The sequence below is a fragment of the Mesorhizobium sp. WSM4821 genome (genome assembly GCF_055901555.1).
In genome coordinates, this window is record NZ_CM148371.1 from 4,002,720 (window position 1) to 4,028,665 (window position 25,946).

Consider the following 25,946-nt stretch of genomic DNA (forward strand, 5'->3'; position numbering starts at 1 on the left):
CGGCGGCTGAAAGATATTTCCTGCCTGCCGTTCGATGCCGGTTAAATGCTCCCTGCATGTATCTGGTGGATTTCACGAAAACAGCGCCTTCGTTTCCAGATCGATCGATCTGGAAACATTTGCATGCAAATGAAATTGGGGGCGAAGGGCTGCTTCCGCCGCTGGGATGTTACCCCCGGCCGCGCCTGGCGGCGTGGCCTTCGCGCGAACGTCGCCGCGGGGCGGCATCGCCGGCAATGCCGTCCTCGCTGACCGTCTTGCGCGGTGGCAGTTTCACCGCCGCCGACAGTTTTGGGAACGGGTCGATCTTGTTCGGCAGCGCCATGGCGTAGACGAAGTGCTCCTGGAATTTCGGCTCCAGCGCGGTCTCGATCTTCTCGATCCGGCTCACCGTTTCTTCGATCTCGCGGCGATAGCCGCGATTGAGCAGCGCCATGCGTGCGCCAGCGCCAGCGGCGTTGCCGACGGCCGAAACCTTGTCGAGATCGCAGTCGGGGATCAGTCCCAGCACCATGGCGTATTTCGGATCGATGAAGGAGCCGAAGGCGCCGGCGAAGTGGATGCGGTCGACATGCTCGGTATGCTGCTTTTCCATCAAGAGCTTGGTGCCAGCATAAAGTGCCGCCTTGGCAAGCTGGATGGCACGGATATCGGTCTGGGTGATGGTGATCTTTGGCTCGCCTTCCTTCAGCACGTAGGAGAAGGTGCGGCCATTGGCGACCACGCGTGGTGAGCGGGCGCCGAGTGATCCATCGATGACGCCATCCTCGGAGATGATGCCGGCTAGATACATTTCGGCGACCACCTCGATGATGCCGGAGCCGCAGATGCCGGTGACGCCGGTCGCCTGCACGCTGTCGAGGAAGCCCGACTCGTCGGACCATAGTTCCGAGCCGATGACGCGGTACTTTGGCTCGAGCGTGTCGGGATCGATGCGCACGCGCTCGATGGCGCCGGGCGCGGCACGTTGGCCGCCTGAGATTTCAGCGCCCTCGAAGGCCGGACCGGTGGGCGAGGAGGCCGCCACGACCCGCTGGCGATTGCCGAGCACGATCTCGGCATTGGTGCCGACATCGACGATCAGCATCATCTCGTCCTGGCGGTGCGGGCCTTCCGAGAGCGTCACCGCGGCCGCATCGGCGCCGACATGGCCGGCGATGCACGGCAGCATGTAGAGCCTGGCGCCCTGGTTGAGCTTCAGCCCGATATCCGACGCCTTGATGTGTACGGCACCCGAGACGGCCAGCGCGAACGGAGCGCCGCCGAGTTCGGTCGGGTCGATGCCGAGGAACAGATGGTGCATGATCGGATTGCCGACGAAGACGGAATCCAGGATGTCGTTGCGCTGGACGTTGCCTTCCGCGCAGACCTTGTCTACGAGGCCCGAGATCGCCTCGCGCACCGCCACCGTCATGCCCTCGCGACCGTCCGGGTTCATCATCACATAGGAAACGCGGCTCATCAGATCCTCGCCGAAACGGATCTGCGGGTTCGACGTGCCCGACGAGGCCGCGACGCGGCCCGACAGCAGCGACACCAGATGCATGGCGATGGTGGTCGAGCCGATATCGCAGGCAAGCCCGTAGGCCTCGTTCTTGAGACCAGACCACAAAGAGATGACCCGCGCGGTCTCGCTGTCGGCATCCTTGTGTATGGCGGCGGTCGCGGTCCAGTTGCCCTTGCGCAAGATGCCTTGCACCTGCGGCAACAGATGGAAATCGAAATCGAGGCTCTTGAGCGCCCAATCCTTCATCAGCGCGATCTTCAGGCGATCGAGATCGCCTGATGGATTGTGCATGTCGGGCTCTTCGATCTCGACGTAGCACATGTGGATTGCCGAATCGCGGGCGATGACCCTGGTGTCGGCATCCTTGCGGATGGTCTGGGCGTTGATGACCGTATCCTGCGGCACGTCGATGACGAGGTCGCCGAGGATCTGCGCCGAGCAGGACAGGCGGCGGCGTTCGGGAAGACCCCGCACGCGTTCGTAGCGCTCCTCCTTGGCGCCCTTGGGCGAGATGTGGTCGTTGGAAGAGACGATCTTGTGCTTGGCGAAATTGCCTTCCTGCACCTCGATTTGGCAGCGCCCGCAAGTAGCGCGTCCGCCGCACACGCTCTCGACATAGACACCGAGCTGGCGCGCGGCATCGAGTACGGGCGTGCCGACCGGAAACCGCCCGCGCTTGCCGGACGGCATGAACAGCACGAGCGGATCGGTGATGTTGGCCGGTGAGTTCACGATTGCGCGCTTATCCTCGGGCCATCCGGGCTTCACGACCGCCGCGCCGGCGGCCGCCATTGCCGCCGCCTTCGCCCGGCGCGTTGACCGCCGTCGGGGTCGCGATCGCATGGCCGCCTTCGGCCGGCTTGTAGTCCTTGTAGGTTCTGATCCAGTTGGTGCAGTTCTCGTCGGTACCGTTCAGCACGTTGGCGCCGCGCACGGCTTCCATCTCTTGCGGGCGCACCGGGTTCATGATCGCCGAGGTCATGCCGGCGCCGATCACCATCGGGATGAAGGCTGCGTTGATGCCGTGGCGATGCGGCAGGCCGAACGAGATGTTGGACAGGCCGCAGGTGGTGTTGACCTTCAGCTCCTCGCGCAGGCGACGCAGCAGCGCGAACACCTGGCGGCCGGCATCGCCCAGCGCGCCGATCGGCATGACCAGCGGGTCGACGACCACGTCATGCGCCGGAATGCCGAAATCGGCGCAGCGCTCGACGATCTTCTTGGCTACGGCGAAGCGCACGTCCGGGTCCATCGAAATGCCGGTCTCGTCGTTGGAGATGGCAACGACTGGAACGTTGTATTTCTTGATCAGCGGCAGGATGGCCTCGAGCTTCTCTTCCTCGCCGGTGACGGAGTTTACCAGCGGCCGGCCCTTGGCGACCTTCAGCGCCGCCTCGATCGCCGCGGTCACCGAGCTGTCGATCGACAGCGGCAGGTCGACCAATCCCTGCACGATCTCCAGCGTCTGCACCAGCAGCGCCGGTTCGGTCGCGTTGGGGTCGACGGCGGTGACACCGGCATTGACGTCAAGCATGGTCGCGCCGCAGGCGGCCTGCTCCAGCGCGTCCTTGATGACGGTCTCGAAATTGCCCGCCACCATCTCCGCGGCCAGCTTCTTGCGGCCGGTCGGGTTGATGCGCTCGCCGATCACGCAGAAGGGCTGATCGAAGCCGATGATGATTTCTCGTGTCGCCGAGGCGACGATGGTGCGGGTCATGAAATCCCTCCGTCGTGATATAAAGACTTCTTTATATCGTTTCTGATTTCGTTCAAGCGAATGGTGACAATCCACGCCGTCAATGCGCGGTCTTGACCATGTCCACCTGGGTTTCGGTAATCTCGTCGTGCAGTATGTGGTCGAGCCGGTCGGCGACGAGCTGGTCGTCGCGGCGGATTTCGCGCTTCCATGGCTGGCGGCCCTTCAGAACGCCCGATTCATCGACGATCTCGGCGACATATTCCTCCTGGCGATAGGCCATCACATGGACGCCGGATACGCCGGGGATTTCCTTCACCTCGTTGATGATGTCGATGCAGAGCTGCTTGCCTTCCTTCTTCTGGTCCTGGGCCCCCTCCAGTCGCTTGACGATCTGATCGGGGATATGAATGCCTGGCACGTTGGAGCGGATCCATTTGGCGGTCTTGGCCGAGGCGAGCGGTCCGACACCACACAGGATGAAGCATTTTTCCGTGAAACCAAGATCCCTGACCTGCTGCATGTAGGCGCGGAACATCGGCACGTCGAAGCAGTACTGGCTCTGCACGAATTGCGCGCCGGCGGCGATCTTCTTGCCCAGCCGATGCGGGCGAAAATCGATCGGCGGCGCGAAAGGGTTGATCGCCGCGCCGAGGAAAAGCTGCGGCGGCGTCGTCAGCTTGCGGCCGGACAGGAACTTGCCCTTGTCGCGCATGATGCGGCAGGTTTCCAGGAGCGACATGCAGTCGAGGTCGAACACCGGCTTGGCGCCGGGCTGGTCGCCGGCCTGTACGCCGTCGCCGGTGAGGCAAAGCATGTTGGCGACGCCCATAGCCGCTCCGCCCAGCACGTCGCCCTGGATGGCGATGCGGTTCCTGTCGCGGCAGGCGATCTGCATGATCGGGGCATAGCCCATGCGGGTCAGCAGCGCACAGATGCCGACCGACGACATGTGGCAGTTGGCGCCCGATGCATCGACGGCGTTGATGGCGTCGACCCAGCCATCGAAAATCCGGGCGCGGTTGTAGACGTCTTCGGGATCAGCGCTGTCCGGGGGGTTGAGTTCGGTGGTCACCGCGAATTCGCCGCGCCGGAGCACGCGCTCCAAGCGTCCGCGCGAGGTGTGGCCGGGCAGGGGATCGAGCGGCAGGTGGATGCCGGCCGGGTTCTCGTCGCGCTGGCGGCCGATCATGCCGATGCTCCGGTCTTGGTATTTTGGGCGGCTCCGCGCGCGGCTGCAGCCTGCGCGGTCACCCGCAGCCAGGCCGATGTCTCGCGCAGCGACTGATCGACCGGCTTCTGCACGTCTAGGATCTTGTCACCGTGCACCATGTTCCGCGAGCCTTCCCAGGCCTTGACCCAGACGCAGGGCATGTCAGGCTCGACTTCGCAATTGCCGTTGGCGCGCACGCCGCCGCAAGGGCCATTGCGCAGCTGCTTGGGGCAGTTCATCGGGCACGACATGCCGGTGGAGGACAGCACGCACTGGCCGCACATGCGGCAGTCGAACATGAAGCCCTTGACGCGTTTTTCGACGAATTTGATCGGCCCTTCGACTCTGTTGTAGCCGATGCCCTTCCATAGCGGATGCAGCAGCAGGAACATGTCGGCGAACCTGCCATAGAACCATTCGAGCAATCGCGAATGGCGGATCGACCACAGCCGCACCGCAAAAGAGCGCTGGACGCGCCGCTGCGGCGACACATCGGCCGGCTTGTAGTCGGATTTCGGCGCTGCCTTCTTGACCAGTGTGGCCTGGGTAACCGCCGGCTGGGTTTCAGACATTTTCTTTGCCACCCGCCTTGACCAGGGCGACCAGCCGCTCGCGGTCGTATTTCGCGTCGAGGTCCTGGAGGGCTTTTTCGGCCTCGCCTTCAAGATCGTCGCTGACCGGCACGGGCTCGGCCTTGCGCCATTCGGCCAAATAGTCGTCGGTACCGCCGGCGCCGGTGCGCATGGCGCACATGTCGATCGCCTCGGTGAAGCGCAGCGGCAGTTCGCGCTTGGCGTTCTGCCGGCCCTTCCTGACGATGACCTGGGCGGGAATGTCGCGCCAGTAGACGACGATCAGATCGGCCATGAATTCCTGCTCCTGCAGAGCGCCGTGCGTCCAATCGGATGCACGAAGGACGCTCTATCACCTTAACTCGGCTGCATCGTACTTCCGGAGATCGATTCCGATTTTCGGGCCGATGCAGTGTTTCGAGCATTGCCGCAAGCGCCATTAGGCTGCTTGTTATGGGACGACGCCCGCGCATTCAAAAGCGACGCAATCGTCGGGCCGCAAAAGGAAAGCCAAACCAGGCCCCTCATTCCTAAGCGCGTCGCGTTTGATCGGCCTCATGCGACGCGCTTCAGGTTGTTGCTTTTATGCGTGTCGTTATCGCAAAATCGCTGCATACTTTTGCGAGACATGCATTAGCCAAAGCCATTGTGTCTCAAATCAGCGATCCGGACGATCATGCTCCGTTTCGGATCGAATGGGAGATCCTGGAAATCAAAGCTACGATAGAAGGCTCTCACGGTCTCGTCGAGCGGGTGTGTGAGAACGCCGAAGCAGCCGATCTCGCTGGAGAAGCGGACCGCTGTCCTAAGCGCGAACAGAAGCAGGGAGCGCCCACAGCCGCGACCCTGATATCTGCGATCGACGGCAAGTTGGCCAAGCAATATGACAGGAATGGGATCGGGCCGGTTGCTTTGTGCCGGTTTTGGCAAGTATGCGCGTTCGATTTGACCAACGCTCAAGGCAACATAGGCGGCGATGCCGCCGTTCGCAGCATCGCAGACGACGGTTGTGCGCGATAACCCATCTTGCTGATTGCGCCAGGCATGGCGGCGAAGCCAGTTGTCGAGCGACTCGCGACCGCAATCGAAAGCGTCCCTGTCGTCCTCGGCTGCAAGCGGCCGGGGCGGCTTCAATCCTGCCACACCGGCCGTGACGCCGCGAGGGTACGCAGCCCGGGAAGGGTCTTCGGCGACGACTTCGCCCACTGCTCGAATTTTTCCCAATCAACTGCGGGTATCGTCACGACGCGCCCGTCCAGCACCTCCATTTCGGCGGCTTCGACCGCCTTGCGCCGGATGAAGTCGCTGAGGTTGGTATGGACCTGCCTAGCGGCGGCTTCGAGAATGTCACGTTCGTCCGCGGTGACGCGAACGCTGACGGGGGCCATGTTGGACATCAGATAAAATTTCCCTTCTGTATGACAATAGCATACAAAGTGGGCGGTTGCCAGCACCTACCACACACCGCGACGCAATCCGGTCCAGAGATAGAACCAGATCGTCGGATGATACCATTGTTTCGAGGGCAGGCCGGGATCTGAAATGGCAAGCTTGCCGGCCAGTGCGTCCCTGACCGCCTCGACGCAGATGTCGCGCGAGAACGCCGCCTGCCGCAGCGCGTAGCTTGAAATCGTATCGCCTGCGTCAGGCTTGCCGCGCGCCTGCCGCAGCACGCCGCCAGTGTCGACGCCGGCGTCGACCAGATGCACCGTGGTGCCGAAATTCTGCGCATCGCCCGAGGCCAGCGCCCAGTAGCCGCCGTTCATTCCGCGATATTTAGGAGCGATGCCGGCATGGTAGTTAAGGACCGGGCAAGGGATTTTCGCCAGCGTCTGTCTCGACAGCAGGCGGCAGCCGGCGAGCAGCACGACGCCGGGCTGGATCTCCCTAATCGCCTGCAGGCACTCCGGCGCGTTGGCCGAGGGAACGTGGATGATCGCTTGTCCGGGCTTCGGTTCCGTCTGCAGCTTCTGTTCGGCGATCATGCGTGCTGCGTGCCCGGCGAAGAACCGCTTGCCAAGCCGCGTCAGCACCATCGTGCCAAGCTGCCCGGCGGCCTGTAACCAGCCTTGGCGGCGAGCACGCCCGATCAGCAATTGCTTTTTGGATTCAGGGGTTTCGAGGATAACGCTGACAGGTCCCAGCCGGTCAGCGATGGCGTTGACAATGGCCCAGATATGCGGTCCGCCTTCGGTGATGACGACTATCGGCCGCAGGTTTGATTTCTGGGGTTTCATGGTTCGCGACGTGCCGCCCGTAAAGACATGATCTCAGCGCGCGGGATGCTAGACCGCCCGGGTTAATCCTTGGTGATCGGCTTGGGTGTAAGGGCTGCAGGCTCAGCGCTTGAGCTCAAGGATGTCGAGTTTCGATTCGTAATAGGGCGCGGGGAATTCGATGCGCCATTCGTCGGCGCTGTTGCGAAAGGCGTAGCCGACCTGGTCGCTCTGTGGGCCGCTGCCATAGGGTTTTGCCGGATCGTTGTTGACGGAGAAGGATCCGAGATAGATCGAGCGCTTTTCGCCGTCGTCGAAGAAGCGGCCCTTGGTACGCTGCGATCCGGTGATCTTTTCCAGCGTCCAGCCCGAACCATCGTCGCTCACCTTGCACTTGAACCAGCCATAGATGACGAGCGGGCTTAGTCCGCCGGCCTTGATGGTACGGCACTGCCAGCTCCCGGTCAGGTCCGTGTCGGAAAAGGCGACCAGTGGCTTTGCCAGCAAGGCGTCGAGCTGCTCGACCTCGGCGGCGTCGCCAGCCTTGGCTTCATCAAGGGCTGTCTTGCGCGTCTCGTCATATTTGTCGAGCCGTGCCTTGTCGGCGGGCGTGATGAGCTTCTGCACCGCGCCGTCGGCAAGCGCAGGCAGGGTGAAGCAGACAATGCCTGCGGCAATCATGAGGCGAGCGATCATCGGTGCGTTTCCTGATCGATGGCTGGAACAGCCTGTTTTCGCGTTTGGCACATAAGTTATCTGTTCGCGGTGGCGTGTCATCCATGCTTAACAGCGGCCAGGTTAAAAATCCTGGCTTCACCGATGCGGATATTGCTTACGGGATCATCAGGTTGGTTGGGCAGCGCGCTCGCGCCGCGCTTGCGGGCAATTGGCCATGACGTTGTCGGCCTCGATCCCGCCCCGTCGGCGGAAACGCAGATGATCGGCTCGGTCGCTGACCGTGATCTGGTCATGCAGACGGTCAGGGAAAACCGCATCGAGGCGATCGTCCACAGCGGCGCTCTGCACAAGCCTGATATCGAACACAACCGCAATGAGGATTTTGTCGAGACGAACGTGCGGGGCACGCTCAACCTGCTCGACGCGGCGGTGGCATCGGGCGTTCAGCGCTTCGTCTTCACGTCGACGACCTCGCTAATGATCTCGAAAGCCATACGCGCCGGACTGACTGGCTGTGCGCGCAAGGCTGCCTGGCTGACGGAAGGCATGTCGCCCGAGCCGCGCAACATCTACGGCGTCACCAAGTTTCGGCCGAGCACCTTTGCCGCCTTTATCACATCCAGTCCGGCCTGCCGGTTATCGTGCTGCGCACCGCCCGGTTCTTTCCCGAGGCAGACGACATGGCGCACGCCATCGAGCAGTCGGATGCCAACACCAAGGCCAATGAGCTGCTGTTCCGCCGGCTGATCGTGGAAGATGCCGCCGAGGCTCATATCGCAGCGTTGGACAAGGCGCCGCAACTGGGTTTCGACCTCTTCATCATCTCGGCGCCGACGCCATTCAGGCCCGATGACTGCGAAACCTTGATCGCCGACGCGCCATCCGTCGTCGCGCGCTATTTTCCGGAATTTCCGGCGCTCTACGCGCGGAAGGGCTGGACGATGTTTTCGTCGATCGACCGCGTCTACGACGCCTCGCGGGCGAGGGACAGGCTTGGTTTCGTCTGCAAGACGAGCTTTGCCGATGTGCTCGCGGCGATCGCGGCGGAAGAGGCGCCTCCCTGATGGTCAGGGGATGGTTGCGGCTTGCGCCAGCTCCGTCGTCAGATCGCCATAGCCGGTCGAGCGGCGCTCATAGGCGAGGCCAAGCATTTTCGCGGCATTCTCGGCGACCTTGTCGAGTTCCGGGTCGTCGGTCTGGGCAATGTAGACCAGCTTCTCGTAATTGCCGAAATAGTCCTTGATCAGCTCCGGATGCCTGTCGAGGCCAAGCGGCTTCATGAAGAAAGCGTCGAACTGCCGGCACAGGAAATCGGTCATGTAGAACGACATCATGTCGTCGTCGGCGATTTTCGCATAGGCGTCCATGCCCTGGTAGAAGGCAAAGCAGTGCGGCCCGGCCATGCGCTCGACGCCGTGCTTCTCGCAGACGCGGTCAAGCAGGCCGCCGGTGCCGCAATCGGCATAGCCAACGAAGATGTTTCTGTAACCGTCCGCCTTCGCCTTCTCGATCGCCTTGTCCATGGCCGGCGCGATGCGGTCCGGGTAGAAATGGAACTCCGCCGGCAGGCAGGTCAGGTCGAGATGGTCGAGCGCGAGCTGCTCCTTGACGGCCAGAACTTCGCGCGCAATCATCCCGCAGGCGATGACGAGCAGCCTGTCGCCTTGATCGGGTTGTGGTTTTCGCACAGCGCTCATAGAACGTTTTCGTTGTTATTGATTTTCGAATCTATCGAACGAGGGAGACACCGTCCATGAAACTGTTGCGCCTTGGCCCCATCGCCATTCTCGCTTGCGCCTTGGCTCTTTCGGCCTGCGCCAACACGATCCGCGGTGTCGGCAGGGATGTCAAATCGACAGCCAACGCCGTTGAGGATACGGTCAACAACCCCTGATCCGCAATATCACCAAAGCGCATCCCGGCCAGCCGGCTTCAAGCGATGCGCTTTAGGGGCATGCTTTAACATCTGGAAACGAAAAGCCGCGCTGCAAGGCGCGGCTTGGTTTATTGTCCAGGCCGAATCCGCCGAGCTCAGGCCGAAGCGCGGACGTTGTGCTTGCGCTTCATGAAGTCCTTGGCGGTCTCGACCGCCACCGCCGCGTCGCGGCAGTAGGCATCGGCACCGACTGCCTTGCCGAATTCCTCGTTGAGCGGGGCGCCGCCGACCAGAACGACATAGTCGTCGCGGATGCCCTTTTCCTTCATCGTGTCGATGACGACCTTCATGTAGGGCATGGTCGTGGTCAGAAGCGCCGACATGCCGATGATGTCGGGCTGGTGCTGTTCGATGGCGTCGAGGTATTTTTCGACCGCATTGTTGATGCCGAGGTCAATGACGTCGAAGCCTGCCCCCTCCATCATCATGCCGACAAGGTTCTTGCCGATGTCGTGGATGTCGCCCTTGACGGTGCCGATCACCATCTTGCCCTGCTTGGGCGCGCCGGTGGCGGCGAGCAGCGGACGCAGGATGAACATGCCGGCCTTCATCGCATTGGCGGACAAAAGCACTTCGGGAACGAACAGGATGCCGTCGCGAAAATCCTCGCCGACGATGCGCATGCCCTCGACCAGTGCCTCGGTCAGCACCTTGTAGGGCGCCCAGCCGCGCTCGAGCAGGATCTGGGTTCCTTCCTCGATCTCTTCCTTCAGCCCGTCATAAAGGTCGTCGTGCATCTGCTGCACGAGTTCGTCGTCGGAAAGCTCGGAAAGGATGATCTCGTCGTCGGCCATTTTTTCTCGGGCTCCTTGCCGCGTGGGACAATCACGGCAGCTCAAAAATATTGCGTCAATACCTAACCCGCGAGGGCCGCTTGTCCATAGCTGATTTGCGACTTCCCGCAAAAGGAAAGCGACCGCAAATCTATTGGAATTCTTGTCGATTTTGCGACAGGCGTTGGCGCTGGCGGGCCGTTTCGAATAGGGTGCATGGCTACGATCCGGCCAGAAGCTGCGGTATGCGGCCGCAACAATTTTCGGGTTTCAGGGAAGAAACATCATGAGTGAGAACGCGCCAGTCGATCAGGAAGCGTCAAATGCCAGACGTGGCCGCGCTGCCAGCGGTGGTGCCGCAGCCCGGCGGGCGGCGCGCTCGGGTGGCGGCCCCGGCACCCAGCTCACCTACATCAAGCGCAAGATCAACGTCTATGAGGTGCTGGACGAGGAAGGGCTGGCGTTGATCGAAAAGAACACCGACACGGTGCTCGAGGAAATCGGCATCATCTTCCGCGACGACGCCGAGGCGCTGCAGCTTTGGAAAGAGGCCGGCGCCGACGTCAAGGGCGAGCGCGTGCATTTCCCGAAAGGCCTCTGCCGCTCGCTGCTGAAGACCGCGCCGTCCCTCTATACCCAGCACGCCCGCAACGCCGAACGCTCGGTGCAGATCGGCGGCAACGCTACGGTCTTCGCGCCGGTCTATGGCCCGCCCTTCGTGCGCGACCTCGACGGCGTCAGGCGCTATGCGACGATCGAGGATTTCCGCAATTTCGTGAAGCTCGCCTATATGGCGCCGTCGATCCACCATTCGGGCGGCACGGTGTGCGAGCCGGTCGACGTGCCGGTCAACAAGCGCCATCTCGACATGATCTACTGCCACATCAAATATTCGGACAAGCCGTTCATGGGCTCCGTCACCGCGCCGGAGCGTGCCGAGGACACGGTGGCGATGGCCAAGATCGTGTTCGGCGACGATTTCGTCGAGAACAACACGGTGCTGACCAGCCTGATCAACGCCAACTCGCCGATGGTGTTCGATGAAACCATGCTGGGGGCGCTGAAGGTCTATTCGCGTCACAACCAGGCCTGCATCGTCACGCCGTTCATCCTTGCCGGCGCGATGAGCCCGGTGACGGTCGCCGGCACGCTGACCCAGGTTCTGGCCGAAGTGCTGGCCGGCGCGTCGTTCACGCAACTGATCCGGCCGGGCGCACCGGTGCTGTTCGGCACCTTCGCCTCGTCGATCTCGATGCAGTCGGGCGCGCCGACCTTCGGCACGCCGGAGCCGTCGCTGGTTTCCTATGGTGCGGCGCAGCTCGCGCGTCGGCTTGGCCTGCCGTTCCGCACCGGCGGCTCGCTCTGCGCCTCGAAAATCCCGGACGCGCAGGCCGCCTATGAGAGCGCCAACACACTGAACTCGACGATCCTCGCCGGCACCAATTTCGTGTTGCATTCGGCCGGCTGGCTCGAGGGCGGACTCGCCTCCTGCTACGAAAAATTCATGATGGACATCGACCAGCTCGGTATGACGCAGAAATTCTCCGAAGGCGTCGACCTGTCGGAAAACGGCCAGGCGATGGACGCCATCCGCCAGGTCGGCCCGGGCAGCCACTATCTCGGCTGTGACCACACCCAGGCCAATTTCCAGACCGCCTTCTATCGCTCCAACATCGCCGACAACAATTCCTACGAGCAGTGGCTGGCCGAGGGCGAAAAGACCGCACCGCAGCGCGCCAACGAACTCGCCCGCCGCTGGCTAGAAAGCTATGAGGCGCCGCATCTCGATCAGGGTATCAACGATGGGCTCAAGGACTTCATCGCCAGGAAGAAGGCGTCGATGGCCGACGCCTTCACCTGAAAGGAGCCCGAGTCAGGCGGGGCTAAAGTCGCCAACATCATCCACAAGGAAGTCTGGCGGAGCGCATTTTCCGACCCGGACGGGAAAGGGTGATCCCTGCGCGCAGCATGATCGAAGATATGGCGGCAGCACTTTCCGCCTGCGGTCTCATGCTTCGCGGCGGCTTCAATTTTGCCGATGGCGAGGATACGCCGTTCGGTCTCTCCGGCGCTTCCGCAAAGTCCATAGTGCTCGTAGGGCAGGCGGGTGCAGCACCTTGGCCGCATTTCCTGCGCTGGCGGGAGAGCCAATCGCAAGCCATCGTCAATCCGCTCGATACATGGTCCCGCGAAGTGATCGGCGCGCTGGCGGAGAAATTCGGCGCACGTGCCGTTTCGCCCTCCGACAGACCGTATCTGCCGTTCCAGCAATGGGCGATGCGGGCGGAGGGCTTAAGACCGTCACCGCTGGGCATCCTCATGCATCCGCAATATGGGCTCTGGCATGCTTATCGCGGCGCGCTGCTGTTCGAGGACGAGATTGCGCTTCGGGAAGCTCGCGATGTAGTTCATCTTTGCGATGCATGTGTCGACAAACCCTGCCTGAAATCCTGTCCGGTCGACGCGTATTCTGCGGACGGTTTCGCGCACGGAGCCTGTCTGGCGCATGTGTGCGGAGCAGATGGTGCGCCTTGCCGAACCGGCGGCTGTCTCGACCGCAACGCCTGTCCCTATGGCAAGGCCTATCGCTATCCGGCGACGGTTCAAGCGTTTCATATGGCGGCGTTCGCGGGTCTGTAGCATCGCCGAATGCCGCACGGAATCTTGAATAGGATCGTCGCATGCCGGCATGGCGCATGGCTGGTGCGTTCCGGACCACAGCGTCTTCAATGCGATCGGCGCCGAGCGTCATTGGAAGCGGCCGGCGACGCGGTTCGCGGAGACGCTGGAGTAGGGCGCCGGTGGTCCCTCTCTGACCGCCTCCCAAAAATTTCTTCCCATCACCCCAAGGAAACGCCATTAGCCTTCGTCCAACAGGCAAATGATGGCGCTGATGCTGGATGAAAGCGAAGCCTCCGACGCCGAGTTGATCGGACGAGCGAAGGGCGGAGACAGGGGGGCTTTCGGCAAGTTGCTCGAAAGGCACTATGACTTCGTCTATCGCGCCGCCTATCGCTGGTGCGGGAAAAAGGCCGACGCCGAGGATATCGCCCAGGAAGTCTGCGTCCGGCTTGGCCGGGCGATCCGCGACTATCGTGGCGGCGGCGCCTTCACCACCTGGCTCTACACCATGACGCTGAACGCGGCGCGCGACATGATGCGAAAGACCGCCCGTGAGACGGTCAAGACCGAAGCCTATGGCGCTTACGCATTGATCTCGGGGGAGGCTTCGGCCGAGCCCGAGGATCCGGTCGAGGCGCTTTGGGGTGCGGTGCGGATGCTGCCGGACAAGCAGCGCGACGCGGTGCTGCTTGTCTATGGCGAAGGGCTGAGCCACGCGGCCGCCGCCGAGGCGATGGCGATCTCGGAGACGACTGTTTCCTGGCACATCCATGAAGCGAAGAAACGGCTGAAGACGCTCATGCGTTCAGCCGGGGAAGTGTGATCATGGTCGACGACAACGAACTCAGCAGGCTGCGCGACATCGCAGCGCCGGCGCCGGGCACCGACGCGAAGGCGCGTGCCTTCGAGGTTGCCATGCGCGCCTACGACATGGACGAAAAGACTTCACCTGCCGCCCAAGGATCGGCGAACGGGCTTCGTCTCACAGAGCGAGCACAAAAGCTCTGGAGCGAAATCATGCAAAAGAAACTCTTCGCCGCGCCGGCCATTGCCGGGCTCATCGCCCTGCCGATCGCCGGATACGCCACCATCTATATGCTGCGGGAGCAGCCATTCCATTTCGGTGGAGACGAGAAGATAACCGAAACGCTGGCCGACAAACTGGTCGCTGAAGGGCCGGCAACGTTGAAATCGCTGGCCGAGGCCGACAAGCAGAAGAAGGCCGACAGCGAAAGCCGCGACGCAGCCGAGGCGCTTGCCGCGCCGGCATCGCCGCCGAAATCCGAATCGGCGGCCGTCGGCGGCCTTGCAAACCAGGATGCGCTGGCCCGCAATGCGCCGGCGCCGAGCGCCGAGTTCGCACAGGATGGCGGCGCAAGCGCCTGGCCCGGCATAACAGCCGAATCCAAGCTGATGGCGCAGCCCTCGACCCCTCCGGCCGACCAGTTGCTGCCGCACGAGCAAAACCGCGACCGCGTGGAGGGTTTCAAGACCAATCTGGTGCATGCCGCGCTTGAAGACCCGGTCTCGACCTTCTCGATCGATGTCGACACGGCTTCCTATTCCTTCGTGCGGCGTTCGCTGAAGGAGGGTTTCGTGCCGCAGGCCGATACGGTCCGCGTCGAGGAGATGATCAACTATTTCCCCTATGACTGGAAGGGGCCGGATTCCGCCTCGACGCCGTTCAACTCGACCGTCAGCGTCATGCCGACGCCGTGGAACGAGCACACCAAGCTGATGCATGTCGCCATCAAGGGGTTTGACGTCAAGCCGGCCGAGCAGCCCAAAGCCAACCTGGTGTTCCTGATCGACGTGTCGGGCTCGATGAACGAGCAGGACAAGCTGCCGCTCTTGCGGTCGGCCTTCCGGCTGCTGGTCAACAGACTGAAGCCGGACGACACCGTCTCGATCGTCACCTATGCGGGCGACGCCGGCACTGTGCTGGAGCCAACCAGGGTTTCGGAGAAGGACAAGATCCTCAATGCCATCGACACTTTGACGCCGGGCGGCTCGACGGCCGGCGAGGCGGGTATCACGCAAGCCTACAAGCTGGCGCAAAAATCCTTCGTCAAGGACGGGATCAACCGGGTGATGCTGGCCACAGACGGCGACTTCAATGTCGGCCAGACCGACGATGACGACTTGAAGCGGCTGATCGAGAAGGAGCGCAAGAGCGGGGTGTTCCTGTCGGTGTTCGGTTTCGGCCGCGGCAATCTGAACGACCAGATGATGCAGACCATCGCCCAGAACGGCAACGGCACCGCCGCCTATATCGACACTTTGGCCGAGGCGGAGAAGGTTCTGGTCGAGGATGCGTCCTCGACGCTGTTCACCATCGCCAAGGACGTGAAGATCCAGGTCGAGTTCAACCCGAACAAGGTCTCGGAATACCGGCTGATCGGTTACGAGACTCGTGCCTTGAACCGCGAGGATTTCAACAACGACCGCGTCGATGCCGGCGAGATCGGCTCCGGCCATTCGGTCACCGCGATCTACGAGATCACGCCGAAGGGCAGCGGCGGCGAGCAGATCGACCCGCTGCGCTACGGCCAGGCGTCGGTGAACAATGGCGGCGTTGCTAACGCCGACGAATATGCCTTCGTGAAGATCCGCTACAAGCTGCCGCACGAGGATGTTTCCAAGCTGATCACGGCGCCGGTGACATCAGCCAACGATGTGACGAGCTTCGATCAGGCCAGCACCGACCAGCGTTTCTCCGTCGCCGTCGCGGCCTTCGGCCAGAAACTGCGCGACGAGGATGCGACCGCGAAGTTCGGTTACGACAGGATCATGGAGATTGCCACCGCCGCCCGCGGAGCCGACCCGTTTGGGTACCGGTCCGAGTTCCTCTCGCTTGTGCGCCTTGCCTCGGCGCTTGACGGTAAGCGGTAGTGGCGATACGGCCGGTTTCTTTCAGATGCGCGGATGAGGCAGGCCGGCAAAGGAAACTTTGCCGGCCTTTTTCAGCATTTTTGTCAGGCGCGGCTGCGCCGGCGCTCGCGGCGCGCTTCGCTGGTCTCGGCGGTGTTGACTGTCGCCTGCTTGTTGCGCATCGGGCCGATGCGCTCGACGATTTTCTCGACGGTCGGGCGATCCGACTTGGTATGCGCGTCGAGCGCCTTGCGCATGGCGGCGAGGTGGGCGAACGAGGTGCCGCAGCAGCCGCCGACGATCTTTGCGCCGGCATCGACGGCCAGCCTGACATAATCGGCCATCAGTTCGGGCGTGCCGGAATAATGGATCTCGGCGCCGCGGAATTCCGGAATGCCGCAATTGCCCTTGACGATCACCGTCGTCTCCGGCTTCGCCTCGGTCATGTCGAGCAGGGAGGCGAGGATGTCGGAGGCGCCGACGCCGCAATTGGCGCCGACACCGAGCGGCGCCTGCGACAGTCCATCGGCGACGCCGTGGATGTCCTTCGGCAAAAGCCCCATCATGGTGCGCCCGGCGGTGTCGAAGGAACCGGTATAGGTATAGGGCAGGCCGACGCGGATTGCGGCTTGCGCCGCGGCGCGGATTTCGTCCGGCGCCGACATGGTCTCGATCCAGGCGACTTCGGCGCCGCCGGCCTTCAGGCCCTCGATCTGTTCGGCAAAGGCATCGACCGCCTCGTCATAGGTCATGGCGCCGAGCGGCACCAGCAACTCGCCGGTCGGGCCGACCGAACCCGCCACGATGACCTTGCGGCCGGCTTTGTCGGCAACGGCGCGGGCGATCTCGGCGGCGCGCTTGTTCAGCGCGTGCACGCGGTCCTGCGCATGGTGCAGCTTCAGCCGGTGGCGGGTGCCGCCGAAGGAATTGGTCAGGATGATGTCGGCGCCTGCATCGACGAAGTTCTGGTGCAGGCTGGTGATGGTGTCGGGTGCCGTCTCGTTCAGGAGTTCGGGCGCCTCGCCGGCCTCCAGCCCCATGGCGAACAAATTGGTGCCGGTGGCGCCGTCGGCGAGCAGAACGCCCTTTTCGGCAAGCAGCGCGTCGATCGGATTGGTCATTGAAAATACGCCTTCCGGAAATTTTTATCGGGATAAACATATAAAGAACTCTTTATATGCCGTCAATGTCATCGCAGGAAACAGGCCGTCAAAATCGCATTTCCGCCAGCCTTTGCGTGAAGCTGGCGGCCTCATGCGCGTTGACGTCGGCGGCGCGGATCAGATTGTCGAAATGGCTGGTCAGCGTGCGGACCGGCTGGGTTGCGTTCAGCACCAGATACATGTCGCCGACATAGATGGCGGCGCGATAAGGGCCGAAGATGGTGTAGGGGATCGAATAGCGCATCCGCCCGTCATAGAGAAACAGGCGGAAGGTGGGATAAAGGTCGTCGAGCAGCGCCGCCATGTGGAGAAGCTGCTGGTGGCGGTCGGCCTCCGGGAAACGATCCCACACGCCTAAGCCGCGCGCGAAGATCTCCAGCGTGTGGCGCGGCATGCAGACTTCCATGTCGGTTTCCGGCCGCCGGTTGTAGTCGATGCGGTACTGCGTCTCGCCGGCCTGGGCTTCGCGGCTCTTGTTGGCGATGCCCGCCTCGTAGTCGACAAGCGCCTCGGTGCGCAGAAGATCGGGAATGCCGGCCGGCACGTAACGGATCTTCGTGCCCGCAGCCTCGGCATGCCATCTGGCCAGCAGCGTGCGGTCGAAACCGTCGGGCGCCTCCTCGATCTCCAGGCTTTCGCGGATTTCACCGGTGACGCCTTCGTCCTGGCTGAGGCCGAGCAACCAGTCGAGCGACACCTTGAATTCGGCAGCGATGTTGAGCAGCGTTTCGGCGCGGGGAAGGCGCGTCGACGCGCCGGACAGAAGCTGCGAAAGTGCGGAACGGTCGATGCCCACCGCAGCCGCGAAGGCCGACTGGTTCAAGTCGGACCGTGTCAAGAGCATTTTCAGGCGCTCCCGAAAGACCGTAGACAGGTCGCGTTTATCCATATCGCCATTCCGGTCATCAGGAGGAAAATATTTCGTCAATGCGGCCAAGGCGGCATTTCAGGCGTAAATGAATCCTCGATGTTGTTTACAATAGATAACACATGCGGCTGAAAATGCGCAATCGCAACATCTAGTGCGCTTTGTCGCGTTGCAGCAACTCGACGCTCCTGACACAATGCTGTCAGGAATCAAGATGGTTCCGACGACTGGAAGGGCAGTGGTCGATCGCATGACAAGCATAGGCAACGGACGACGCAATGCACCGGCCATCGAATGGCCGACCGTGTTTCTCGCATTTTTCTGTTACGGCATCTGGCTCGCCGCCGGCTTGTTCCTCTGGCCGTCCTACCCGTTGCTGGCGCTCGTCGTTCTGGCCTTGATGGTCGCGCTGCAATCCTCGCTGGCCCATGAAATCCTGCATGGCCATCCGACCCGCAATGCACAGGTCAACGAAGCGTTCGTCTTCTTGCCGATCGGCGTCGTCTGGCCGTTCCGCCGTTTCAAGAACATTCATCTGCGCCATCATACCGACGAACGGTTGACCGATCCGCTTGACGACCCCGAAAGCTACTACAAGGCGCTGTGGCACCATGACGAATTGCCGCCGGCGATGAAGTTCCTGCTGAAAATAAACAACACCATGATCGGCCGCCTCGTGCTTGGCCCGTGGCTGTCGTGCATCGGCTTCTTCATCGACGATGCCAAGCAGATGCTTGCCGGCGACAGGGTGATCCGCAAGGCATGGCTGCTGCACGCGATCGGCCTCGCCGTCGTGTTGCCTGTCGTGCAGCTCGGCTTCGGCATGCCGCTGTGGCTCTATGTCCTGGTGCCGGTGTGGCTCGGCCAGTCGCTGATCTCGATCCGTACCTTCGCCGAGCACCAGTGGTCGGAGCATCCGGAAGGCCGCACGGTGATAGTCGAGCGTTCTCCGCTGTCCCTGCTGTTTCTCAACAACAACCTCCACCTCGTCCATCACAAGAGCCCGACCGTGGCCTGGTACCGGCTGCCGAAGCTGTTTGCCGACCGCCGTGACGAATGGCTGCGGATGAACAATGGCTACGCCTTTCCGAATTATTTTGCGCTGCTTAGAGCATATGCCTTCAAGGCGAAGGAGCCGGTCGTCCACCCGGTTCTGCGGCGCACGCCGGAACCGGGCCGGGCGTTCAAGCCGCGCGTCAGGGCGCGCAGCCTTAATGGACTTGGCAGCGCGCCGGTGCCGGCCGAGCCGCCGAAGGAATGATTTTGCGGCATCGCCGGCGGCGATGCCCAGGTGCGCGTGTCAATGGTCTCGTCAGTTTTTCAGTGTAACGATCAACATCCCGGCAGGAGCGATTTCGTTGCCGCCTTGCCGATGTATGACTGGCCCGAAATGCGCGACGAGGTCGATGCCCAATGGGCACGGCTGCGTGATGTCTTGCGGCAAAAAGGCATCGACGCGCCGCAGGCCATCGCTCGCGTCAATGCCGATTTGCGGCCTGTAGAAGGCGGCATCCGCGACGCCGCCGGAAAGGTCATCGCGCCCGATCCAGCGACGCTGCCGCCGGACGAACTGGATTTTCACGGGCTCTGGCTGCATCCGGCGCTGCTGTTCGCACAGACCTGCTGGGGGCCGATGGAAATCGGCCTGTCGGAGCATGTCCAGGTGATCGGCCAGCCGAATTACGATGCCTCCGAAGGCGGGCAGGGCGAACTCTATTCGAGCGCCATCGTGATGCGCGCAGACGGTGCGCCGTCTGCTCGATCGCCCGATGACGGCAGCCCTCTCATCCCACTCGATATCCTGCGTGGCAAGCGCTTCACCTTCAACAGCCTCGATTCCATGTCGGGCATCATTGGGCTGACGCGAGACCTGGAGGCGCTGGGCGAAAGCCTGGACATGCTCTCAATGCGCAGCGAAAGCGGCGGCCACCGCGCGTCGATCGTTGCGATTGCCGAGGGCAGGGCCGATGTCGCCGCAATCGATTGCCTGAGCTGGGCGCTGGCGCGGCGCTTCGAGCCTGCGGCGCGGCAGGTGAAGGTCGTCGGCTGGACAAGGCGGCGCAAGGGCCTGCCGTTCATCACCGCCAGAACGACGCCGGAAGAGATTGTCGCCGCGCTAAGAGAGGCCGTCGCGGCGGCGGCTGAGAAAGCTCAGCCCCTGAGCAGCCGCTCGTCGAACGGATAGGTCGAAAGCTGCTCGTTGCCGGTTTCGGTGATCAGGATCTGCTCTTCGATCTTGACGCCCTCGTGGCCGCCAAGCCGGCCGATATAGCTCTCGACGCAAAGCACCATGCCGGCTTCGAGAACACCGTCCGGCGTGTCCTCGGTCCAGTCGTCCGCATGCGGCAGCGTCGGGTATTCGTCGGCTAGGCCGACCCCGTGATAAAGCACGCCGTAGCGCGTCGGGAAACAGTCCCCGGGAGGCACTGCCGACCGTTCGACGAGGTCGCGGAACGATATGCCGGGCTGCATCAGGCCAGTGTTGTGGGCGATCTGGTCGGCGGCGATGCGAAACAGATCGCGTTGCGCGTTGGACGGCTTGGCGTCGCCGCAGAGCCAGGTGCGCGACAGGTCAGCACAGAAGCCATAGGGGCCGATCAGATCGGTGTCGAAGGCGACGAGATCGCCTGCTTCGATCGTCCGTGACGAGCATTCCTGGAACCACGGATTGGTGCGCGGGCCCGACGACAAGAGCCGGGTTTCGATCCATTCGCCGCCGCGCGCAATGTTGCCGCGGTGGAGTTCGGCCCACAATTCGTTTTCGGAAATGCCCGGGACGAGCGCGCCTTCCATCTCGCGCATCGACGACTCGCAAGCGACGATCGAGCGGCGCATGGCCAGGATCTCGTCCGGCGATTTGATCAGCCGTGCGTTCTCCATCACCGCTTCGCCATTGCCGATCGAAATACCGAGGCGGGCGAGTTCCTCGACGCCCTCGGGATTGATGTGGTCGACGGCGATGCGGCTGCTGCCGCCGCCATGTTCCTTCACCAGATCGGCGATGCCTGCGGCCCAGCGGCGGACCTTCAGTTCAGTCAGCTCGCCGCTGTAGAGATACATCCACGACACCGCCGGCCGCACCTCGTCGACGACGCCGGAATGATCGGAAAGGTGCTCGCAGGAAAAATAGTCGAACAGCACGACCGGCCCGTCAGCGGCGACGAAACAATGCCGTGTCGGATTGCGCGCCACCCACAGCTGCATGTTGGTCGAATCCGTCGCGTAACGGATGTTAATCGGATCGTAGAGCAGGGCTCCCGCATAGTCTCGACGCCTCAGCTCGGCGCGGATGCGACCGAGCCGGTATTGGCGCATGCCGGGCAGGTCGGGCGCGGCGATGCCCGCGGCTTGCCACTCGGCCTCCGCCAGTGCGCCGTAGCCAAGCACATGCTGGTTGAGTTCAGCGGCCTTCTGCCGCGACTTCAGGCGCAACGCATCGATGGAGCCCGCTTCGTCCGGGTCGAACGGCATGATCTTGCGGTGGCGGCCGAACCGTCGCTCAACGCTTTGTTCGCTCACGTGCCGGTCCTTGTGCCAGATCCGGTCATCGCAGATGGCCCGGTCGATCGCCGGACGGTCATTTCGCCTCCTGCCTTTTCAACTTGGCGACGGTCACAAGCCGGCCGTCGCTCGATCCGAAAAATTCGGGGACCCTGAGGGTGCGGGTTTCACCATCCAGGACGAAACCTGCCTGATGGATGCGGTCCAGGATGTCCGGTCGCGGGGCCGGCTTATCGAGCCAGATCAGAATAGCCGGTTCCTGCAGCAATGCAGCGAAACCCGGCACCTCCTTTCCGAGCACGACAAGGTTGGGATCGACGAGCCTGAGGTTGCCCACCCAGTGCCAGTCCGACGTAACCGTCTTGATCGCGCCATCCGCGGTCAGATCATGATACAGCGTCTGGTAGTCCAGACGGACGACGCGTCCCATACCCTTTCCGCCATAGACCTGGTAAGCCCACGACGCCGGCAAGACCAGCAGGGCCAGTGCGGCTGCAACGGTGATGGTGAGGTATTGCGCGGTCCTGCCTTTGTCGCCAAGGGCATCCATGCGGACAGCGAACGCGACTGGCAGAAGAAACAGGACCGGTAACAACCAGCGTGCTCTGAACATGGTGGCGCCGCTGGCGATCACCAGGATAGTCGTGATGCAGAGCCCGAAGCCGAGAACGCGCCACAGGAGTTTTTCCGAATCTGAAAGCTGTTGGCGAAGCGTCGATGGAAGAATCCGTCCCGCCAGCATCGCTACTGCAAACGTCACGACCGGCAGGATGGCAAAATTCCGTACGGCTCCGGCGAAGTCGACGATCCCTTCCAACGCGACGAGGAAAGCACCGCCTCCTTCATTGATGCCGAACTTGTAGCTGCGCGCCAGCAATTCGCTCGGATGGGTGGCGGTCCAATACAGTGTCGGCAGGCACACCAGCAACGCCACGGCCATACTGATCATGATTTGCGGGCGCAGGATGACCCGACGGGTTTCGCGCATCGACAGGGTCGCCAGCGCCAGGGCGGTAAGCAGGATGACATTGTTGTATTTCGCCAGGACGGCCGCACCGATCGCCAGGCCGAACAGGGCGTAGGCCAGCAGCGATTTGCGCTGCAGAAGCTCGATAAGCGCAAGCAGCAGCAGCGCCGAAAAGCAGAATGCGGCAACCGTATGCGACAAGGTGTGCTGCATTTCCCAGGTCAGCTGAGGAAACAGCAACAGACCTAGAGTAGCGGCAACCGCTGTGCGCTGGGAATAGCCAAGTTTGCGCATCGCGACGAAGACCGACGCTAAGGCCACGAAAATCAGCAAATATTTCAGTACTTTAAGCGCGAGGATGTTGGTTCCGAAAATCGATGACGTCAGCCAGCCGAGCCAGGAGTAAAGCGGCGGTTGCGCGCCGCCATAGCCCGCCCATAAAAACCGCATGTAAAGCAGTTGTTCGGAGTCATCGACGCCGACCCCGGTTCCCGCCCAGAGGCTCGCAAGGGGCATCACGACAATCTGTGTGCAGCAATAAAGCGCGATCATGACGATCGCCGCGGGGAAGGGGCCGATCCTGCCCTCGGCAAGCCATTCGGCCCATTTCATCGAATACTTCAAGGAGTTCTCGTCGCGCGCACCGGTTACCGCCGGCTCCGCTAGCATGAAGACCGTGCCCCGCACAATGCGGTTAGCGGCCCGCACCTTTCGGGCGACATGCATCAGGTCCGCATCTTCTCGCCGCTCGGGTCGAAAGGCGGCTCGACATTGATGCAGGCCGGCCGCCGGCTCCCAAGGATTTCGATCTCGAACAGTCCTGCGCTCTGGTTCTCGGCCAACGCTGCCGGCACATAGCCCTGCGCCATCGACTTTTGCACGTAATGCGCATAGCCGCCGGATGTGACCCAGCCCACCACGCGCCAGTCACCGTCGACGATGCCGCGCACGCCCGAAGCGCCTTCCGCTGCCTTGGAGCCACGTACTTCCTCGCCGCCGGTGTCGAAGCGCGGCGCGCCATAGCCGTGCGGCTTTTCCACCGTGCCGTAGTCCTTGCCGCCGACCTTGGCCCAGATCGGCTCGTCGCCCATCACATCGGCATCCGCGGCGTCGACGACGAAGGAGACGCGGCGCAGCTTTGGCCCTTCCGCCTGTTCCCTGGCTGCCGCCTCGCGTCCGATGAAGTCGTTCTTCTCCAGCTTGACGAAGCGGTCCATCGCCCCTTCGAACGGCCCGTAGATCGGCCGCAGTTCGCGGTACCAGGTGGGAAAATTCTTTTCCAGGCGCATCGAGAGCAGGGCGCGCATGCCGAAATTGACAAGGCCGAACTCTTCGCCGGCATCCTTGATCGCGTGATAGACCAGGCGCTGGTAGGCAGGCGCCATCCAGATCTCGTAACCGAGATCGCCGGTATAGGTGATGCGATTGACCATGCAGGGCGCGCCGCCGACCGCCATCTCGCGGAAATCCATGAAGCGGAATGCCTTGGTCGAGATGTCGACATCGACCAGTTTCTGCAGCAGGTCTCGCGATTTCGGCCCAGCGATGGAGAGGCCGACAAGCGTCTGGTCGAAGCGGTGGATGCGCACGCCACCGTCCTTCGGCAGATTTTTTTCGAACCAGCGCATGTGGTATTTCTGAGCGGCGGACGAGCTCCAGATCATGAAACGCTCTTCACCCGCCTTGGCGATGGTGAAGTCGCCGATCAATTTGCCGAACTCGTTCAGCATCGGGGTCAGCACGATGCGGCCGGTCTTCGGCATGCGGTTGGTCATCAGCCGGTTGAGGAAATCCTCGGCCGCCGGTCCGGACACTTCGTATTTGGCGAAATTGGCGATCTCGGTGACGCCGACCTTTTCGCGGGTCGTGCGAACTTCCTCGCCGATCGGCCCGAAATCGTTGGAGCGGTGGAACGAAACGATGTCCTTCGGCTCCAAGCCTTTCGGCGCGAACCAGAGCGGGGTTTCGAGACCCCATGAGTCGCCCATGACGGCGTTGTTGGCCAGCATGGTGTCGTAGAGCGGCGTCGTCTGCGCCGGTCTGGCGGCCGGCAGTTCCTCGTTGGGGAAACGGATGGAAAAACGGCGCGAATAGTTTTCGCGCACCTTGGCGTTGGTGTAGCGCAGGGTTGCCCATTCGCCGAAGCGCGCCACGTCCATGCCCCAGACGTCAAAGCCGGGATCGCCATTGACCATCCAGTTCGACAGCGCCAACCCGACGCCGCCGCCCTGGCTGAAACCGGCCATGACGGCGCAGGCGCACCAGAAATTGGTCAGGCCCTGCACCGGGCCGACGAGCGGATTGCCGTCCAGCGCGAAAGTGAAGGGACCATTGATGATCTGCTTGATGCCGGCCTTCTCGATGCCGGGGAAATGCTTGAAGCCGATTTCGAGCGACGGCGCGATGCGGTCGATATCGGGCTGCAGCAATTCGTGGCCGAAATCCCATGGTGTGTTGACCGGCGACCATGGCTTGCAGGCCTTTTCGTAGGTGCCGAGCAGGATGCCGTTGCGTTCCTGGCGGGTGTAGATCTCGCCCTTGAAGTCGAGCACGCCGATCATCTCGCGGCCGGTCGACTTGTTGAATTCCTCGACCTCCGGCATCGGCTCGGTCAGAAGGTACATATGCTCCATGGCCAGCACCGGCAGCTCGACACCGACCATGCGGCCGATCTCGCGCGCCCACAGGCCGCCGCAGTTGACGACATGCTCGGCCTTGACCGTGCCTTGCTCCGTAACGACGTTCCAGGTGCCGTCGACCTCCTGCGTCAGCTCGACGACGCGGTTGCGCAGCACGATCTCGGCGCCGAGCTTCCTGGCGGCCTTGGCATAGGCGTGGGTGGTGCCGGAAGGATCGAGATGGCCTTCGACCGGATCCCACATGGCGCCGACGAAATTCGACTCGTCCATCAGCGGGAACATCGCCTTGGCCTCGGACGGCGTGATCAGTTCAGTGTCCATGCCGAGATAGCGGCCCTTGGCGTGGGCAAGGCGCAGAAAGTCCATGCGCTCGGGCGTGTCGGCCATCATCACGCCGCCGGTCAGGTGCAGCGAGCAGGACTGGCCGGAAAGCTCTTCGATCTCCTTGTAGAGCTGCACCGTGTAGGCCTGCAGCTTGGCGACGTTGGGATCGCCGTTGAGCGTGTGGAAGCCGCCCGCCGCATGCCAGGACGAGCCGGAGGTGAGTTCCGAGCGCTCGATCAGCATGATATCGGTCCAGCCGGCCTTGGCGAGATGGTAAAGCACGGAGCAACCGACGACACCACCGCCGATGATAACCGCTTTTGCATGAGATTTCATGAAGATAGTTCCGTTTTTGAAGAGATTGAATCAGATGTTTTGGTCAGCGGGGAACCGCGCCTCG

Annotated in this window: 26 protein-coding genes and 1 pseudogene; 11 read left to right on the forward strand and 16 right to left on the reverse strand. The window is 62.5% G+C overall.

Translation table 11 applies throughout. The annotated features are described in order from the left end of the window. Nucleotides 1-169: 169 nt before the first annotated feature. The 9 genes from AC0NID_RS19395 to AC0NID_RS19435 all read right to left on the reverse strand — a co-directional run bounded on the left by AC0NID_RS19395 (nt 170) and on the right by AC0NID_RS19435 (nt 7,900). Complete coding sequence (locus AC0NID_RS19395) at nt 170-2,299, reverse strand: ASKHA domain-containing protein (RefSeq protein WP_473455582.1); 2,130 nt, start codon at nt 2,297-2,299, stop codon at nt 170-172. Then, the gene (locus tag AC0NID_RS19400) at nt 2,250-3,224 is read right to left on the reverse strand and encodes a methyltetrahydrofolate cobalamin methyltransferase (RefSeq protein WP_473455580.1); all 975 of its coding nucleotides are present in this window, start codon (nt 3,222-3,224) and stop codon (nt 2,250-2,252) included. Before AC0NID_RS19400 ends, AC0NID_RS19395 begins: the two co-directional genes overlap by 50 nt. A 79-nt stretch (nt 3,225-3,303) precedes the next feature. Then, nucleotides 3,304-4,395: a methylenetetrahydrofolate reductase gene (locus tag AC0NID_RS19405; RefSeq protein WP_473455579.1), complete on the reverse strand. Its 1,092-nt coding sequence runs from the start codon at nt 4,393-4,395 to the stop codon at nt 3,304-3,306. Next, nucleotides 4,392-4,988, reverse strand: a complete 597-nt coding sequence (locus AC0NID_RS19410) for a methylenetetrahydrofolate reductase C-terminal domain-containing protein (protein WP_473455577.1) — start codon at nt 4,986-4,988, stop codon at nt 4,392-4,394. The genes AC0NID_RS19405 and AC0NID_RS19410 overlap by 4 nt, the downstream gene beginning before the upstream one ends. Further along, a complete protein-coding gene (locus AC0NID_RS19415) occupies nt 4,981-5,283 on the reverse strand; it encodes a virulence factor (protein WP_473455576.1) in 303 nt (100 codons plus the stop codon). The genes AC0NID_RS19410 and AC0NID_RS19415 overlap by 8 nt, the downstream gene beginning before the upstream one ends. 338 nt (nt 5,284-5,621) lie before the next feature. After that, on the reverse strand, nt 5,622-6,194 hold the full coding sequence (locus tag AC0NID_RS19420; protein ID WP_473522286.1) for a GNAT family N-acetyltransferase: 573 nt from the start codon (nt 6,192-6,194) through the stop codon (nt 5,622-5,624). Beyond that, complete coding sequence (locus tag AC0NID_RS19425; protein ID WP_473455574.1) at nt 6,119-6,385, reverse strand: type II toxin-antitoxin system TacA family antitoxin; 267 nt, start codon at nt 6,383-6,385, stop codon at nt 6,119-6,121. Before AC0NID_RS19425 ends, AC0NID_RS19420 begins: the two co-directional genes overlap by 76 nt. Nucleotides 6,386-6,442: 57 nt before the next feature. Next, on the reverse strand, nt 6,443-7,225 hold the full coding sequence (locus AC0NID_RS19430; protein ID WP_473455573.1) for a formyl transferase: 783 nt from the start codon (nt 7,223-7,225) through the stop codon (nt 6,443-6,445). Nucleotides 7,226-7,327: 102 nt separating this feature from the next. Beyond that, entirely contained in the window at nt 7,328-7,900 is a 573-nt protein-coding gene (locus tag AC0NID_RS19435) for a DUF4893 domain-containing protein (RefSeq protein WP_473455572.1), read from the reverse strand. Nucleotides 7,901-7,902: 2 nt separating this feature from the next. Here AC0NID_RS19435 and AC0NID_RS19440 point away from each other — a divergent pair, with 2 nt between their 5' ends. From AC0NID_RS19440 to AC0NID_RS19450, 3 genes are read left to right on the forward strand one after another with little or no spacing between them, the layout of a single operon-like run. Beyond that, entirely contained in the window at nt 7,903-8,100 is a 198-nt protein-coding gene (locus tag AC0NID_RS19440) for a hypothetical protein (RefSeq protein ID WP_473455719.1), read from the forward strand. After that, on the forward strand, nt 8,024-8,629 hold the full coding sequence (locus AC0NID_RS19445) for an NAD-dependent epimerase/dehydratase family protein (RefSeq protein WP_473455571.1): 606 nt from the start codon (nt 8,024-8,026) through the stop codon (nt 8,627-8,629). The genes AC0NID_RS19440 and AC0NID_RS19445 overlap by 77 nt, the downstream gene beginning before the upstream one ends. Then, nucleotides 8,563-8,946, forward strand: coding sequence for a hypothetical protein (locus AC0NID_RS19450; protein WP_473455569.1), 384 nt, complete (start codon nt 8,563-8,565; stop codon nt 8,944-8,946). The genes AC0NID_RS19445 and AC0NID_RS19450 overlap by 67 nt, the downstream gene beginning before the upstream one ends. A 3-nt stretch (nt 8,947-8,949) precedes the next feature. On the opposite strand, the gene AC0NID_RS19455 is transcribed toward AC0NID_RS19450, so the two are convergent. Continuing rightward, nucleotides 8,950-9,579 carry a DUF1638 domain-containing protein gene (locus AC0NID_RS19455; RefSeq protein ID WP_473455568.1) on the reverse strand — a complete coding sequence of 210 codons (630 nt, stop codon included), beginning with the start codon at nt 9,577-9,579 and terminating at the stop codon, nt 8,950-8,952. 56 nt (nt 9,580-9,635) lie between these two features. Between AC0NID_RS19455 and AC0NID_RS19460 the strand changes: the two genes are divergently transcribed. Next, nucleotides 9,636-9,776 (forward strand): entericidin A/B family lipoprotein, encoded by a 141-nt coding sequence (locus tag AC0NID_RS19460; protein ID WP_145721621.1) that lies wholly within the window; start codon nt 9,636-9,638, stop codon nt 9,774-9,776. A gap of 137 nt (nt 9,777-9,913) precedes the next feature. On the opposite strand, the gene AC0NID_RS19465 is transcribed toward AC0NID_RS19460, so the two are convergent. Beyond that, on the reverse strand, nt 9,914-10,612 hold the full coding sequence (locus AC0NID_RS19465) for a corrinoid protein (protein ID WP_008876431.1): 699 nt from the start codon (nt 10,610-10,612) through the stop codon (nt 9,914-9,916). A 265-nt stretch (nt 10,613-10,877) separates the two neighbouring features. On the opposite strand from AC0NID_RS19465, the gene AC0NID_RS19470 reads away from it, so the two are divergent. The 5 genes and pseudogenes from AC0NID_RS19470 to AC0NID_RS19490 all read left to right on the forward strand — a co-directional run bounded on the left by AC0NID_RS19470 (nt 10,878) and on the right by AC0NID_RS19490 (nt 16,105). Continuing rightward, nucleotides 10,878-12,452, forward strand: a complete 1,575-nt coding sequence (locus AC0NID_RS19470; protein ID WP_473455567.1) for a trimethylamine methyltransferase family protein — start codon at nt 10,878-10,880, stop codon at nt 12,450-12,452. Nucleotides 12,453-12,559: 107 nt separating this feature from the next. Further along, on the forward strand, nt 12,560-13,231 hold the full coding sequence (locus AC0NID_RS19475) for a hypothetical protein (RefSeq protein ID WP_473455565.1): 672 nt from the start codon (nt 12,560-12,562) through the stop codon (nt 13,229-13,231). Between the two features lie 37 nt (nt 13,232-13,268). Next, nucleotides 13,269-13,385, forward strand: a pseudogene (locus AC0NID_RS19480) (dienelactone hydrolase family protein); the annotation flags it as partial. A 90-nt stretch (nt 13,386-13,475) separates the two neighbouring features. Continuing rightward, the gene (locus AC0NID_RS19485) at nt 13,476-14,036 is read left to right on the forward strand and encodes an RNA polymerase sigma factor (protein ID WP_473455564.1); all 561 of its coding nucleotides are present in this window, start codon (nt 13,476-13,478) and stop codon (nt 14,034-14,036) included. A gap of 2 nt (nt 14,037-14,038) precedes the next feature. After that, nucleotides 14,039-16,105: a vWA domain-containing protein gene (locus AC0NID_RS19490; RefSeq protein WP_473455563.1), complete on the forward strand. Its 2,067-nt coding sequence runs from the start codon at nt 14,039-14,041 to the stop codon at nt 16,103-16,105. Between the two features lie 83 nt (nt 16,106-16,188). Here AC0NID_RS19490 and bmt read toward each other — a convergent pair whose 3' ends face one another. Together bmt and AC0NID_RS19500 are read right to left on the reverse strand one after the other, a co-directional pair. Next, nucleotides 16,189-17,205 (reverse strand): betaine--homocysteine S-methyltransferase, encoded by a 1,017-nt coding sequence (gene bmt / locus AC0NID_RS19495; protein ID WP_473455562.1) that lies wholly within the window; start codon nt 17,203-17,205, stop codon nt 16,189-16,191. 88 nt (nt 17,206-17,293) lie between these two features. Continuing rightward, nucleotides 17,294-18,136, reverse strand: a complete 843-nt coding sequence (locus AC0NID_RS19500; RefSeq protein WP_473455561.1) for a helix-turn-helix domain-containing protein — start codon at nt 18,134-18,136, stop codon at nt 17,294-17,296. Nucleotides 18,137-18,365: 229 nt separating this feature from the next. On the opposite strand from AC0NID_RS19500, the gene AC0NID_RS19505 reads away from it, so the two are divergent. Both AC0NID_RS19505 and AC0NID_RS19510 read left to right on the forward strand, forming a co-directional pair. After that, on the forward strand, nt 18,366-19,376 hold the full coding sequence (locus tag AC0NID_RS19505) for a fatty acid desaturase (RefSeq protein WP_473455560.1): 1,011 nt from the start codon (nt 18,366-18,368) through the stop codon (nt 19,374-19,376). Nucleotides 19,377-19,418: 42 nt separating this feature from the next. Then, a complete protein-coding gene (locus AC0NID_RS19510; RefSeq protein WP_473455559.1) occupies nt 19,419-20,300 on the forward strand; it encodes a phosphate/phosphite/phosphonate ABC transporter substrate-binding protein in 882 nt (293 codons plus the stop codon). Here the strand turns inward: AC0NID_RS19510 and AC0NID_RS19515 are convergent. The 3 genes from AC0NID_RS19515 to AC0NID_RS19525 form a co-directional block, all read right to left on the reverse strand. After that, nucleotides 20,267-21,586 (reverse strand): M24 family metallopeptidase, encoded by a 1,320-nt coding sequence (locus tag AC0NID_RS19515; protein ID WP_473455714.1) that lies wholly within the window; start codon nt 21,584-21,586, stop codon nt 20,267-20,269. The two genes, AC0NID_RS19510 and AC0NID_RS19515, sit on opposite strands and share 34 nt — an antisense overlap. A gap of 106 nt (nt 21,587-21,692) precedes the next feature. Then, nucleotides 21,693-23,309, reverse strand: coding sequence for an ArnT family glycosyltransferase (locus tag AC0NID_RS19520; protein WP_473455558.1), 1,617 nt, complete (start codon nt 23,307-23,309; stop codon nt 21,693-21,695). Further along, entirely contained in the window at nt 23,309-25,882 is a 2,574-nt protein-coding gene (locus AC0NID_RS19525) for a GcvT family protein (protein WP_473455557.1), read from the reverse strand. The genes AC0NID_RS19520 and AC0NID_RS19525 overlap by 1 nt, the downstream gene beginning before the upstream one ends. Nucleotides 25,883-25,946: the final 64 nt, after the last annotated feature.

Excerpts from the sequence above, each read along its gene's own strand:
- AC0NID_RS19515 (WP_473455714.1), bottom strand. The coding sequence starts at position 21,586 with ATGCCGTTCGACCCGGACGAAGCGGGCTCCATCGATGCGTTGCGCCTG.
- bmt (WP_473455562.1), bottom strand. The coding sequence starts at position 17,205 with ATGACCAATCCGATCGACGCGCTGCTTGCCGAAAAGGGCGTTCTGCTC.
- AC0NID_RS19490 (WP_473455563.1), top strand. The coding sequence starts at position 14,039 with ATGGTCGACGACAACGAACTCAGCAGGCTGCGCGACATCGCAGCGCCG.
- AC0NID_RS19485 (WP_473455564.1), top strand. The coding sequence starts at position 13,476 with ATGGCGCTGATGCTGGATGAAAGCGAAGCCTCCGACGCCGAGTTGATC.
- AC0NID_RS19465 (WP_008876431.1), bottom strand. The coding sequence starts at position 10,612 with ATGGCCGACGACGAGATCATCCTTTCCGAGCTTTCCGACGACGAACTC.
- AC0NID_RS19415 (WP_473455576.1), bottom strand. The coding sequence starts at position 5,283 with ATGGCCGATCTGATCGTCGTCTACTGGCGCGACATTCCCGCCCAGGTC.
- AC0NID_RS19430 (WP_473455573.1), bottom strand. The coding sequence starts at position 7,225 with ATGAAACCCCAGAAATCAAACCTGCGGCCGATAGTCGTCATCACCGAA.
- AC0NID_RS19450 (WP_473455569.1), top strand. The coding sequence starts at position 8,563 with ATGGCGCACGCCATCGAGCAGTCGGATGCCAACACCAAGGCCAATGAG.
- AC0NID_RS19500 (WP_473455561.1), bottom strand. The coding sequence starts at position 18,136 with ATGGATAAACGCGACCTGTCTACGGTCTTTCGGGAGCGCCTGAAAATG.
- AC0NID_RS19405 (WP_473455579.1), bottom strand. The coding sequence starts at position 4,395 with ATGATCGGCCGCCAGCGCGACGAGAACCCGGCCGGCATCCACCTGCCG.
- AC0NID_RS19400 (WP_473455580.1), bottom strand. The coding sequence starts at position 3,224 with ATGACCCGCACCATCGTCGCCTCGGCGACACGAGAAATCATCATCGGC.
- AC0NID_RS19460 (WP_145721621.1), top strand. The coding sequence starts at position 9,636 with ATGAAACTGTTGCGCCTTGGCCCCATCGCCATTCTCGCTTGCGCCTTG.
- AC0NID_RS19470 (WP_473455567.1), top strand. The coding sequence starts at position 10,878 with ATGAGTGAGAACGCGCCAGTCGATCAGGAAGCGTCAAATGCCAGACGT.
- AC0NID_RS19510 (WP_473455559.1), top strand. The coding sequence starts at position 19,419 with ATGGTCTCGTCAGTTTTTCAGTGTAACGATCAACATCCCGGCAGGAGC.
- AC0NID_RS19425 (WP_473455574.1), bottom strand. The coding sequence starts at position 6,385 with ATGTCCAACATGGCCCCCGTCAGCGTTCGCGTCACCGCGGACGAACGT.
- AC0NID_RS19455 (WP_473455568.1), bottom strand. The coding sequence starts at position 9,579 with ATGAGCGCTGTGCGAAAACCACAACCCGATCAAGGCGACAGGCTGCTC.
- AC0NID_RS19525 (WP_473455557.1), bottom strand. The coding sequence starts at position 25,882 with ATGAAATCTCATGCAAAAGCGGTTATCATCGGCGGTGGTGTCGTCGGT.
- AC0NID_RS19520 (WP_473455558.1), bottom strand. The coding sequence starts at position 23,309 with ATGCATGTCGCCCGAAAGGTGCGGGCCGCTAACCGCATTGTGCGGGGC.
- AC0NID_RS19410 (WP_473455577.1), bottom strand. The coding sequence starts at position 4,988 with ATGTCTGAAACCCAGCCGGCGGTTACCCAGGCCACACTGGTCAAGAAG.
- AC0NID_RS19395 (WP_473455582.1), bottom strand. The coding sequence starts at position 2,299 with ATGGCGGCCGCCGGCGCGGCGGTCGTGAAGCCCGGATGGCCCGAGGAT.
- AC0NID_RS19475 (WP_473455565.1), top strand. The coding sequence starts at position 12,560 with ATGATCGAAGATATGGCGGCAGCACTTTCCGCCTGCGGTCTCATGCTT.
- AC0NID_RS19435 (WP_473455572.1), bottom strand. The coding sequence starts at position 7,900 with ATGATCGCTCGCCTCATGATTGCCGCAGGCATTGTCTGCTTCACCCTG.
- AC0NID_RS19505 (WP_473455560.1), top strand. The coding sequence starts at position 18,366 with ATGACAAGCATAGGCAACGGACGACGCAATGCACCGGCCATCGAATGG.
- AC0NID_RS19445 (WP_473455571.1), top strand. The coding sequence starts at position 8,024 with ATGCGGATATTGCTTACGGGATCATCAGGTTGGTTGGGCAGCGCGCTC.